This is a genomic window from Streptomyces sp. NPDC027672, assembly GCF_055566335.1.
The window spans coordinates 54,744-66,354 of record NZ_JBVHSO010000022.1 but is presented as its reverse complement, the minus strand read 5'-3'; the positions used below and the strand labels follow the sequence as shown (position 1 = coordinate 66,354).

The 11,611-nt window shown below is 72.8% G+C and carries 11 protein-coding genes; 2 read left to right on the top strand and 9 right to left on the bottom strand.

From position 1 onward, the window contains the following. Positions 1–373 precede the first annotated feature (373 nt). On the bottom strand, positions 374–1,381 hold the full coding sequence (locus ACZ4SV_RS34995) for a stage II sporulation protein M (protein WP_468010590.1): 1,008 nt from the start codon (positions 1,379–1,381) through the stop codon (positions 374–376). Positions 1,382–1,523: 142 nt separating this feature from the next. Here ACZ4SV_RS34995 and ACZ4SV_RS34990 point away from each other — a divergent pair, with 142 nt between their 5' ends. Beyond that, a complete protein-coding gene (locus ACZ4SV_RS34990) occupies positions 1,524–2,537 on the top strand; it encodes an RDD family protein (RefSeq protein ID WP_468010586.1) in 1,014 nt (337 codons plus the stop codon). Positions 2,538–2,556: 19 nt separating this feature from the next. Here the strand turns inward: ACZ4SV_RS34990 and ACZ4SV_RS34985 are convergent, their stop codons facing one another. The 8 genes from ACZ4SV_RS34985 to ACZ4SV_RS34950 form a co-directional block, all read right to left on the bottom strand. Further along, positions 2,557–3,171, bottom strand: coding sequence for a hypothetical protein (locus ACZ4SV_RS34985; protein WP_365880872.1), 615 nt, complete (start codon positions 3,169–3,171; stop codon positions 2,557–2,559). Positions 3,172–3,353: 182 nt separating this feature from the next. Continuing rightward, positions 3,354–4,811 carry an adenosylhomocysteinase gene (gene ahcY, locus ACZ4SV_RS34980; protein WP_397938089.1) on the bottom strand — a complete coding sequence of 486 codons (1,458 nt, stop codon included), beginning with the start codon at positions 4,809–4,811 and terminating at the stop codon, positions 3,354–3,356. 328 nt (positions 4,812–5,139) lie between these two features. Next, positions 5,140–6,120, bottom strand: a complete 981-nt coding sequence (locus tag ACZ4SV_RS34975; RefSeq protein ID WP_365880876.1) for a cation diffusion facilitator family transporter — start codon at positions 6,118–6,120, stop codon at positions 5,140–5,142. Positions 6,121–6,312: 192 nt separating this feature from the next. Then, complete coding sequence (manA, locus tag ACZ4SV_RS34970; RefSeq protein WP_468010578.1) at positions 6,313–7,464, bottom strand: mannose-6-phosphate isomerase, class I; 1,152 nt, start codon at positions 7,462–7,464, stop codon at positions 6,313–6,315. A 63-nt stretch (positions 7,465–7,527) separates the two neighbouring features. Then, positions 7,528–8,655: an SIS domain-containing protein gene (locus tag ACZ4SV_RS34965; RefSeq protein WP_468010574.1), complete on the bottom strand. Its 1,128-nt coding sequence runs from the start codon at positions 8,653–8,655 to the stop codon at positions 7,528–7,530. A gap of 56 nt (positions 8,656–8,711) precedes the next feature. After that, positions 8,712–8,882 carry a Trm112 family protein gene (locus ACZ4SV_RS34960; protein ID WP_365880882.1) on the bottom strand — a complete coding sequence of 57 codons (171 nt, stop codon included), beginning with the start codon at positions 8,880–8,882 and terminating at the stop codon, positions 8,712–8,714. A 72-nt stretch (positions 8,883–8,954) separates the two neighbouring features. Beyond that, positions 8,955–10,322: a phosphomannomutase/phosphoglucomutase gene (locus tag ACZ4SV_RS34955; protein WP_468010568.1), complete on the bottom strand. Its 1,368-nt coding sequence runs from the start codon at positions 10,320–10,322 to the stop codon at positions 8,955–8,957. 72 nt (positions 10,323–10,394) lie between these two features. Continuing rightward, on the bottom strand, positions 10,395–10,820 hold the full coding sequence (locus ACZ4SV_RS34950) for a DUF3499 domain-containing protein (RefSeq protein ID WP_365880886.1): 426 nt from the start codon (positions 10,818–10,820) through the stop codon (positions 10,395–10,397). A gap of 349 nt (positions 10,821–11,169) precedes the next feature. Between ACZ4SV_RS34950 and ACZ4SV_RS34945 the strand changes: the two genes are divergently transcribed. Next, positions 11,170–11,556, top strand: coding sequence for a metallopeptidase family protein (locus tag ACZ4SV_RS34945; RefSeq protein WP_365880888.1), 387 nt, complete (start codon positions 11,170–11,172; stop codon positions 11,554–11,556). Positions 11,557–11,611: the final 55 nt, after the last annotated feature.

The window sequence follows — 11,611 nt, the reverse complement described above, 5'->3', positions numbered from 1 at the left end:
CTCGGGCTTTCCTCCGGGCTGCTTCCCTTCGGTCTTGCGTTTCCGACTCTATCAGATCTTTTCTCGATCCGATTTCCTCGGTGCTTTCCAGGTTCTCGCTTCCGCGTTTCCCTTTCCGGCGGTTCCGACTTTATCAGAAGTTCTTGGCCGGTCTGACCGGCCGCTCATTTCTGAGTAATCGGGGGATGCTTTCGCGGAATGCCGTTCACGGCGTTCCCGAGAAGCTAAGTAGATTCTAACCCTTGCCCGTGCGCTTTGTCCAGCTCCAGGCAACTCATAGAATCTACCTCCCCACTCCCTCCGTGTCAACGGCTCTTGCGGGGCGAAGAGGACACTAGCAGCTCACCGGGGCCGGACGCACATCCGGCGGGTGTCAGGCGGCCGTGGGGACGGACGCGCTGCGGTCCGTCGCTTCCAGATCGCCCGTCTCACCCGCGCGTGCCGCACGCCCTCCGAGCACGTAGACGTACGCCAGGAACGCCAGCTCGGCCGCGATCCCGATGCCGATGCGTGCCCAGGTGGGCAGGCCGGAGGGCGTGACGAAGCCTTCGATGGCCCCGGAGACGAACAGGACCAGGGCGAGGCCGATCGCCATGCCGATGGCCGCGCGCCCCTCTTCCGCGAGCGCGGCGCGCCGGGTGCGCGGGCCGGGATCGATCAGCGTCCAGCCCAGGCGCAGTCCCGTGCCGGCCGCGACGAAGACCGCGGTCAGTTCGAGGAGGCCGTGCGGCAGGACCAGGCCGAGGAAGGTGCCGAGGCGGCCCGCCGAGGACATGAGGCCGAAGCCCACGCCCAGGTTCAGCATGTTCTGGAAGAGGATCCACAGTACGGGCAGGCCCAGGAAGACGCCCAGGACCAGGCACATAGCGGCCGCCTGGGCGTTGTTCGTCCACACCTGGGCGGCGAAGGCGGCCGCGGGATGGCTGGAGTAGTAGGTCTCGTACTCGCCGCCCGGGCGGGTCAGCTCGCGCAGGTGGCCGGGGGCCGCGATGGACGACCGCACCTCGGGATGGGTGCCGATCCACCAGCCGAGCAGGACCGCGACGGCGGTGGAGACGAGCGCCGTGGGCACCCACCAGTGGCGGGCGCGGTAGACGGCGGCCGGGAAGCCGCGGAGCAGGAAGCCCGTGACGTCCCGCCAGGAGGCGCGGCGGGTGCCGGCGACGGTGTTGCGCGCGCGGGCCACGAGCTGGCTGAGCCGTCCGGTCAGGTACGGATCCGGAGCGCTGGACTGGATGAGGGAGAGGTGGGTGGCGGTGCGCTGATAGAGGGCGACGAGTTCGTCCGCCTCGGCGCCGGTGAGCCGGCGCCGGCGGCGGAGCAGTACGTCGAGCCGGTCCCATTCGGCCCGGTGTACGGAGACGAAGACGTCCAGGTCCATCGGGTCTGCCTGCTCCTCGGCTGATCGTCCACGGCTCGTCGTGGTGCTCGTACTGGCTGTCAGCTTGTCGTACTGCGGTGCGGCGCGCCCACAGCTTGGCAGACTTGCGGTCCAGGGGGCGGACCAGGGAAGGGCGGCGGGCGTGAGTGAGCTGGTGACCGGTGAGGCGGTGGCGCTCGAACTGCGGCCCGCGAAGCTGCCGAGCAGGGCGCTGGCCGTGCTGCTCGATCTGGCGGCGGCGATGGCCGCGTACATCGTCGTGTTCATGGTGCTGGTGGCGGCGACGGCGTCGCTGGACGAGGCGGCGCAGGTGGCGGTGTCGATCGCGGCGTTCCTGCTGGTGCTGGTGGGCGGGCCGGTCGCGGTCGAGACGCTCAGCCATGGGCGTTCGCTGGGGAAGCTGGCGTTCGGGCTGCGGGTGGTGCGGGACGACGGTGGGCCGATCCGGTTCCGGCAGGCGCTGGTGCGGGGCGCCGTCGGGGTGGTCGAGATCCTGATGACGCTCGGTGTGGTGGCGTGTGTCGCCTCGCTGGTGTCGGCGCGCGGGCGGCGGCTCGGCGACGTGTTCGCGGGCACCCTGGTCGTACGGGAGCGTGTGCCCGCCGGGCGGACCGGCTTCGTGCCGCCTCCGCCGCCGTGGCTCGCGGGGCGGTTCGCCGGCCTTGACCTGTCGGCGGTGCCGGACGGGCTGTGGCTGGCCGTCCGGCAGTACCTGACCCGGATGGGACAGCTCGATCCGGGCGTGTCGGCGGGTATGGCGCGACGGCTGGCGGACGATCTCGCGGGGCGGGCGGGGGCTCGGGTGCCGCCGGAGCTGCCTCCGGCCGCCTTCCTGGCAGCCGTGCTGCACGAGCGGCAGTCCCGTGAGGCCCGGCAGGCGTTCGGCCCGGGCGGAGTACCGGCCGGCGTCTTCGGCCCGCCGACCGCGCCGGCCGCGCATCAGGAGCCTCAGGGATCGCAGCAGCCTCAGGAACCTCACGTCCCGCGGTCCGGTGACCGGCAGGGGGCCTATGGGCCGTATCCCTCCGGGGACTCCTCCGCCGCCCCGGCCGCGTACCAGCCGCCGCGGGATACGGCGCCGGATGGGCGGAACGAAGCGGTACGGGACGCGTCGCGGAGCGGGCCCCCGGCCACCGGGTTCGCGCCGCCTGGATAGGCGGGGCGCGGTGCCGGGCTCAGTCGAAGCGCGACGGCGGTGACTGGAGGTCCTCCAGTTCGATGCCGGGCGCGGCCAGGACCACGTCGCCGGCGAGGTGCACGGCGTACTGCTCGCCGGTGTCCAGGGCGGTGACCTGGTATGCGTCCACGGTCAGGGGGCCGTTGTCAGTGGCGTGTGCTTCGCTGTTCACCAGAGCCCAGGACTGGTCCACGGTGCGGGGGGCGAGGACGGGTCCGGTGAGGGCCACGAGGCGTACGCGGGTCGCGGCGGACGAGGGGGTGAGGCGCAGCAGCCGGGCGGTGGCGACGAGGAACGCGGGGGATGTGCCGGTGAAGGCGTGGGCGCGCACCTGGCCTTCGGTGGCGTGCAGGCCGGCGGGGTCGGTGCGGACCCAGGTGACGCCGTCGAGGGCGGCGCCGCGCACCTGCCAGTCACCCGCGTGCAGTTCGAGACGGAGCGGGCGGCCGAGGTCGTCCAGGGCCAGGTCGACCGAGCCCAGGTGATCGCCGGACGGGCCGGTCAGCCGGGAGACGTAGCGCCAGCCGGACGGGCCGGGGGCGCACTGGAAGTGCTCTTCCGCGAGAGGGGTGTGATCGTGCGGATCGTGGAGCGAATAGCGGCCGCGGGGCATGGGTGTCCTGGGTCTTGACGGCTGGTCCGGCCGGAAGCGGTGGGTCGTGGGGCCAACGGGGCAGGCCCCCGGCACGGGGGTGCGGGGGCCTGCCTCACGGGACCTGCTGCCGGAGCCGCCGGGAGGGGTGCGCCGGTGCGCCGGCGCACTCCCCCGGTGGTCCGGGCTACCGGAGCACCGGCTCAGTAGCGGTAGTGGTCCGGCTTGAAGGGGCCGTCGACGTCCACGCCGATGTACGCGGCCTGCTCCGGGCGCAGCTGGGTCAGCTTGACGCCGAGGGCGTCGAGGTGGAGGCGGGCGACCTTCTCGTCGAGGTGCTTGGGCAGCACGTAGACGCCGATCGGGTAGGCGTCGGGCTTGGTGAACAGCTCGATCTGGGCCAGGGTCTGGTCCGCGAAGGAGTTGGACATCACGAACGACGGGTGGCCGGTGGCGTTGCCCAGGTTCAGCAGGCGGCCCTCGGACAGCACGATGATGACCTTGCCGTCGGGGAACTTCCAGGTGTGGACCTGCGGCTTGACCTCGTCCTTGACGATGCCGGGGATCTTGGCGAGGCCGGCCATGTCGATCTCGTTGTCGAAGTGGCCGATGTTGCCGACGATCGCCTGGTGCTTCATCTTGGCCATGTCCGAGGCCATGATGATGTCCTTGTTGCCGGTCGTGGTGATGAAGATGTCGGCCTTGTCGACGACCTCGTCCAGGGTCGTGACCTGGTAGCCGTCCATCGCGGCCTGGAGGGCGCAGATCGGGTCGATCTCGGTGACGATCACCCGGGCGCCCTGGCCGCGCAGGGACTCCGCGCAGCCCTTGCCGACATCGCCGTAACCGCAGACCACGGCGGTCTTGCCGCCGATCAGGACGTCGGTGGCGCGGTTGATGCCGTCCACCAGGGAGTGGCGGCAGCCGTACTTGTTGTCGAACTTCGACTTGGTGACGGCGTCGTTGACGTTGATCGCCGGGAACAGCAGGACGCCGTCGCGCTGCATCTCGTACAGCCGGTGGACGCCCGTCGTGGTCTCCTCCGTGACACCACGGATCTCGGAGGCGAGCTGGGTCCACTTCTGCGGGTTCTCACCCAGCGTGCGGTGCAGCAGCTCCAGGATGACGCGGTGCTCGTCGGACTCGGCGGTCTCCACGGAGGGGACCTCGCCGGCCTTCTCGTACTCCACGCCCTTGTGCACCAGGAGGGTGGCGTCGCCGCCGTCGTCCAGGATCATGTTCGGGCCGCCGGTGGGGCTGTCCGGCCAGGTCAGGGCCTGCTCGGTGCACCACCAGTACTCCTGGAGCGTTTCGCCCTTCCAGGCGAAGACCGGCACGCCGCGCGGGTCGTCCGGCGTGCCCTCCGGGCCGACCGCGATGGCGGCGGCGGCGTGGTCCTGGGTGGAGAAGATGTTGCAGGAGGCCCAGCGGACCTGCGCGCCGAGGGCGACCAGGGTCTCGATGAGCACGGCCGTCTGCACGGTCATGTGCAGGGAGCCGGTGACACGGGCGCCGGCCAGCGGCTGCGCCTCGGCGTACTCCCTGCGGATCGCCATCAGGCCGGGCATCTCGTGCTCGGCGAGGGTGATCTCCTTGCGGCCGAACTCGGCCAGCGAGAGATCGGCGACCTTGAAGTCCTGCCGGTTGTCGACAGTCGTCATTGCGAGCTGCTCCTCGGGGGTTGGGTCGAGGTGGGTACGGCTGGTCTGCGCGGCGGCGGACACAGGGGTGCCCGAGAAGAGGGCACAGGCATGCCCGCGTGCGCGCAGCGCAGTCCGTCGGAGGCCCTCTCTCCCTCGGCCGGTCCGTACGGGACCGCCCGACCGCCATCAGCAGCGACGTCTGGCTCCGTCCCAAGCTACACCGGACGGCCCGGTCGTCCCCAGTCCGTCTCGGTGATCCCGGCGTCTTTCCGGGGCCGGGTGCGGGGTGTTCCGGCCGCGGGAGGCGTCGGCGGCGCGGCCGGACGGGCGACGGCCGGCACGGCCGTCAGTGACCGGTGGCGTGCGGGGCCGGGCCGCCCGGGGTGGCCTCCGGGTCGGGGCCCTTGGCGGCCTCGGTCTCGCTGTAGATGTCCGGTTCCAGGTAGATGACGCGGGCGATGGGGACGGCGGCGCGGATGCGGGTCTCGGCGGCGTTGATGGCGGTCGCGACCTCGGCCGCGGTGTCGTCGTGCCGGACGGCGATCTTCGCGGCGATCAGCAGTTCCTCGGGGCCGAGGTGCAGGGTGCGCATGTGGATGATGCGGGGCACGGTGGCGCCGTCGACCATCGCGGCCTCGATCTGCCGGACCACGTCGAGACCCGCGGCCTCGCCGAGCAGGAGCGACTTGGTCTCGGCGGCCAGGACGAGGGCGATCAGGACGAGCAGGACGCCGATGCAGAGGGTGCCGATGCCGTCCCAGACGCCGTCGCCGGTGAGCAGGGCGAGGCCGACGCCGCCGAGGGCGAGGACCAGACCGATGAGCGCGCCGAAGTCCTCCAGGAGGACGACGGGCAGCTCGGGGGCCTTGGCGCGGCGGATGAACTCCTTCCAGGAGAGCGCGCCGCGGGTCACGTTGGACTCCTTGATGGCCGTGCGGAAGGAGAAGCCCTCGGCGACGATCGCGAAGAGGAGGACGCCCACCGGCCAGTACCAGTGCTCCAGTTCGTGTGGGTTGCGGATCTTCTCGTAGCCCTCGTAGATCGCGAACATGCCGCCGATGGAGAAGAGCACGATCGAGACGAGGAAGGCGTAGATGAAGCGCTCGCGGCCGTAGCCGAACGGGTGTTGCGGGGTGGCCTCGCGCTGGGCCTTCTTGCCGCCGACGAGCAGCAGGAACTGGTTGCCGGAGTCCGCGAGCGAGTGGACGCCCTCGGCGAGCATCGAGGAGGAGCCGCTGAACGCGAACGCCACGAACTTCGATGCCGCGATCGCGAGATTGGCGCCGAGTGCCGCCACGATCGCCTTGGTACCGCCTGACGCGCTCATGTGTCCGCGTTGTCCCTTCGCCTCTGCCGGCCTCGTCCGTCCGGGCGGGTACCCGGTTTTGCCCGGCCTTTGCCGGTGGGCCATTCTTGCAGCCCGGCCGGGCACCGGAGCGTCAGGTGTCCACCCGTCCGGTCAGCCGGACGGCCGCCTGTCCTCAGGCCCGGTCATGCCCGGTCATGCCCGGTCATACGGTCATACGGTCACGGTGGCGCGGAAGAGCGTGCCCGCGCCCGAGATCTCCGTCCTCTCGCCGGCCGGGACGAAGACCGACCGGCCGGGGCGCAGCTCGTCCGTGCCCGCCCGGACTGCGCCGGCCGTGCAGAGCAGGATCTGCGGGGCGTCCCGGGTCAGGTCGTGGGTGGAGCCGCCCTCGGGCAGGACGTAGCGGGAGAGGCGGAACTCGTCGGTCGGCGTCTCGTAGACCTCCTCGCCGTCCGGGGAGGCCTCCGGGCGCAGCACGCCCGGGTCGCTCGGTGCGAAGCGCACGATCCGCAGCAGTTCGGGGACGTCGACGTGCTTGGGGGTCAGGCCGCAGCGCAGGACGTTGTCGGAGTTGGCCATGATCTCGACGCCGAGGCCGCCGAGGTAGGCGTGCGGGATGCCGGCGCCGAGGTACAGGGCCTCGCCGGGCTGCAGCCGGACGTGGTTGAGGAGCATGGCCGCGATGACGCCGGGGTCGCCCGGGTAGTGGTGGGCGATCTCGGCGTAGGGGGCGTAGGCGCCGCCGAGGCGGGTGCAGGCGGCGGTGGCCTCGGCGACCGTGCGGGCCATCTCCTCGGGGTCGGCGGTGAGGACCGCGGTGAGGACCTCGCGCAGCGCCGCGTCCTCGGGGTGGGCGTGCAGCAGGTCGACGTACGGCGTGAGGGAGCCGACGCCGAGTCCGTCGAGCAGGCCGGCGGCCTGGAGCGGGGCGCGGAAGCCGCACAGGCCGTCGAACGCGGTGAGGGCGCAGAGCAGTTCGGGTTTGTGGTTGGCGTCCTTGTAGTTGCGGTGCGGGGCGTCGGCCGGGATGCCGCGCCGCTCCTCGTCGGCGTACCCCGCCCTGGCCTGTTCCAGGTCCGGGTGCACCTGGAGGGACAGGGGGGCGCCGGCGGCGAGGAGTTTGAGCAGGAACGGCAGCCGCGGGCCGAACCGGGCGACCGCGCGGGCGCCGAGTTCCCGCTCCGGGGCGGCCTCGACGACCTCGGCGAGGGTGCCGCGCGGGGTGCGCGACGGGGCGCCGGGGTGCGCGCCCATCCACATCTCCGCCTGGGGCTGGCCGGTCGGCTCGACGCCCAGGAGCCGCGGGATGGCGGTGGGCGAGCCCCAGGCGTAGGGCCGGATGGTGTTGTCGAGGCGGTCCATGTGTCTTCTCTGTCTCCGTACGTGCGCGGGCCGGCCGGCGCGTGCGGCCGGCCTGGAGTCAGATCAGGCCCCGGAAGCGAGCGCCAGGTAAACGGCGGCGAAATCCGTGACGGCGATCAGTTCCGCGAGGGTCTCCAGATCGCCGCCCTCCTCCGGTTCGAGTTCGCTGATGGGCGTGTCGTGGCTGAGGGCCATGTCACGGGCGGCGGGGGCCGCGCTGATGCCGCCGCTCGGCCGGTCGCGCAGCAGCACCACGCGCGCGTGCAGCGCGGGCGGCTCCGACACGCGGTCGCGGAAGAAGTCGTCCGGGTCGGCGCTGGCGGCGAGCGGGCCGGCCAGCAGGGCGCTGTGCGCGGCGAGCGCCTCGGGCAGTTCGGCGACCAGGGCGGGGCGGCCGGCGAGTTCGGCGAGGGCGGCGGCGAACCGGCGGCCCGCCGGACCGGCCGAGGTGCCTTCCGTCCACACCAGCGGCAGCGCGTCGGCGAGTTCGGCGGCGAGGGTCTTGGCCGGGTTGCTGTAGGTGGCGATGGCGGGGCCGCAGCGCTCCGCGATGTGGTCCAGCCGGCCGGCGACCTTCTCCAGGGTGTCCGGCGGGGCGGCGAGCAGACCGACCCGGTCCAGGAGCACCAGCAGCGGGGTCAGCAGCGCCCAGAAGACGCCCGGGGAGGAGGCGGCGAGCGGCTCCTCCTGGTCGTAGGGCGTCGTCGCCATCGGGGCGAACAGGCCGTGGGCGCCGGCGACCGCGTCGGCGAGCGGGGTGCCGGCCGGGGCCACGGCGACGACGGAGCAGCCGCGGCGGTACGCCTGCTCGGCGAGGAGGGAGAGGCTCGGTTCGGTGCCGTCCGGGGTGGCGATGAGCAGCAGGTCCACGGAACCGGCCCAGCCGGGGAGCTCCCAGCGCAGGGCGCCCGCGGCCGGGGCGACGCCGGAGGGGGCGAGGCGGACGACGGGGCTGCCGGGGCCGGCCAGCGTGCCGAGGAGGTCGGCGGTGTGGGTGGCGGCGGCGCCGGGGCCCGCGATGAGGACCGCGCGGGGGCGGCCGTCCGGTTTCAGCTCGCCGATGCCGGCCTCGGCGGCGTGCCGGGCGGCGGTGCGGACGCGGGCGCCGGCCTCAGCCGCGCCGCGCAGCAGACCTCGGCGGTCGGCCTCGGCGAGGCCCTCCGGGGTGTCGAGCAGCGATTCGTCCAGCATGGGCGGCAGCCTCCGGTCGCCGGGGATCCTGGGGTGCTACGACGTGACGGAGCCGGTCACCCGGGGCGGCGGGCCTCGTCGACCAGCAGGACGGGGATGCCGTCGCGGACCGGGTAGGCGAGGCCGCAGTCCTGGCCGGCGCAGATCAGCTCGGTGTCCTGCTCCGTCAGGGGGGCGTGGCAGGCCGGGCAGGCGAGGATCTCCAGGAGGCCGGCTTCGAGCGCCATGGGATGTCCCTTCGGAGGCGGATGTGGGTCGGTGGACAAGCCTGGTCAGCGTACCGCCGTTGGGCGGGCCGCTCAGCCCCTGATGATCGCCAGTGCCTCGTCGCGGACCCGGGTCATCGTGGCCTCGTCCGTGGCTTCGGCGTTCAGCCGGAGGAGGGGTTCGGTGTTGGACGGGCGGACGTTGAACCACCAGTCGGCGGCGGCCACCGTGAGGCCGTCGAGGTCGTCCAGGGTGACGCCGGCGCGGCCCTCGTACGCGGCGCGGATCGCGGCGAGGCGCCCGGACTGGTCGGCGACGGTGGAGTTGATCTCGCCGGAACCGCGGTAGCGGTCGTACTGCGCGACCAGGGAGGACAGCGGGCCCTCCTGCTCGCCGAGGGCCGCGAGGACGTGCAGGGCGGCCAGCATGCCCGTGTCGGCGTTCCAGAAGTCCTTGAAGTAGTAGTGCGCGGAGTGCTCGCCGCCGAAGATGGCGCCGGTGCGGGCCATCTCGGCCTTGATGAAGGAGTGGCCGACCCGGGTGCGGACCGGGGTGCCGCCGTTCTCGCGCACCACCTCCGGGACCGTGCGGGAGGTGATCAGGTTGTGGATGACGGTGCCCTCGCCGCCGTTGCGGGCCAGTTCGCGGGCGGCGACCAGGGCGGTGATCGCGGACGGGGAGACCGGGTCGCCGTTCTCGTCCACGACGAAGCAGCGGTCGGCGTCGCCGTCGAAGGCGATGCCGAGGTCGGCGCCCTCGACCGGGACCCGCTTGCTCAGGTCCACGAGGTTGGCCGGGTCGAGCGGGTTGGCCTCGTGGTTGGGAAAGGTTCCGTCCAGTTCGAAGTACATCGGGACGAGGGTCAGGGGCAGGCCGGCGAAGACCGGCGGGACCGTGTGGCCGCCCATGCCGTTGCCGGCGTCGACCACGACCTTCAGCGGGCGGATGGAGCCGAGGTCGACCAGGGAGCGCAGGTGCGCCGCGTAGTCCTCCAGCGTCTCGCGCGCGGTGAGGGTTCCCGGCCGGTCCACGGGTTCCGGGGCGCCCTCGGCCAGCCGGCGCTCGACCAGCTCGCGGATCTGCGTCAGGCCGGTGTCCCGGCCGACGGGGGCGGCGCCGGCGCGGCACATCTTGATGCCGTTGTACTGGGCCGGGTTGTGGGAGGCCGTGAACATGGCGCCCGGGACGTCCAGCGTGCCGGAGGCGTAGTACAGCTGGTCGGTGGAGCACAGGCCGATCTCGACGACGTCCGCGCCGCGGTCCGCCGCGCCGCGCGCGAAGGCGCGGGAGAGGGCCGGGGACGAGGGCCGCATGTCGTGGCCGACGACGATGGCCGTGGCCGCCGTCACGTCCGCGAAGGCGGCGCCGAAGTGTGCGGCCAGCGTCTCGTCCCACTGGTCCGGAACCACTCCGCGTACGTCGTACGCCTTCACGATCTGCGACAGATCGGCCACGGCCAACCTCCTGAAAGTCCTAGGGGTGCCCACAAACTACCCGTCGGGGGCAAAGGTGATCTCGGAAGCGCGACCGGCTCAGTTGTCCGGGGAGCGCAGGACCCTCAGGTGACCGCGGCGGGCGACTTCCATGGGGTCCACGGTGCGGGCCCCGCCGCCGCTGGCCTCGGCCGCGCGCTGCTGGGGGCGGGCCGCCTCGCGCACGGCGTTGGCGAGCGCTTCCAGGTCGTCCCCGCTGGGCCGCGCGGGCGCGGAGCCGTCGAGGAGCCGGACGACCTCCCAGCCGCGCGGGGCGGTGAGGCGCTCGGAGTGCTCGGCGCACAGGTCGTAGCAGTGGGGTTCGGCGTAGGTGGCGAGCGGGCCGAGGACCGCGGTCGAGTCGGCGTAGACGTACGTCAGCGTCGCGACGGCGGGTCGGCCGCAGGCGGTGCGCGAACAGCGACGTACAGGGCTCACGACGTTGGACGGTACCGCACTCTTGAGCGGGCCGCGACGACTCTCCACCAGGTCACTCCCCCGTGTCGTGCTGTGAAACACCCCACACACCCCTTCGAGCGGACCTCATTGACCTGCATGGACGAGTTCGCGGCTCATGTCCGGAACCGCCCCCTCCGGTCATGAGCCGGTACAAACCCCGCCAATCGCCTTGAGTCCGGTGGTCTCGGAGAGTTACGGAAACGAGTCAGACGTTGGCCGGAATGGTCATCCCGCGACACGGCGGGCGCGGTCCGGTTCCCGTGGGGAGCCGGACGGGCGCGGGGTGCGGGGACTACGCTGCACCGTGATGGACAACCGTGTACCGCCCCCTGCCAGCGGCCCCGGGCCCCGTCGTCGTGATCGCCACGGGCGGGGCATGCGAGGGCCGATCGCGCCGCCGCAGGTGCCGCTGGCGGCCAGCCGTGCCGAGGTGTTCGCGGACCTGGTGCAGGACTCCGTGGAGCGTCTCGAACGGCGCTGGCCGCAGCTTGCGGACATCGACTTCCTCGTGCTGGAGGTGCCCCGGCTGGACGGCCGGGACGAGGGGATGGCCTGGGCGGACGAGGCCGTGCCGCTCGGCGGGGTGGTGCCCGCGCGGGACGGGCAGCGGGCCCGGGTCGTGGTGTACCGGCGGCCGGTGGAGATCCGGTCCAAGGGACGCGACGAGCGGGCCGCGCTGGTGCACGAGGTGGTGGTGGAGCAGGTGGCCGAGCTGCTCGGGCTGACGCCGGAGACGGTCGACCCCCGGTACGGCGAGGACTAGCCCTCTCCGGTGGAGCGGCCCCGGCGCCCGCCGGGGCCGCTGTCGGCGGTGGCCC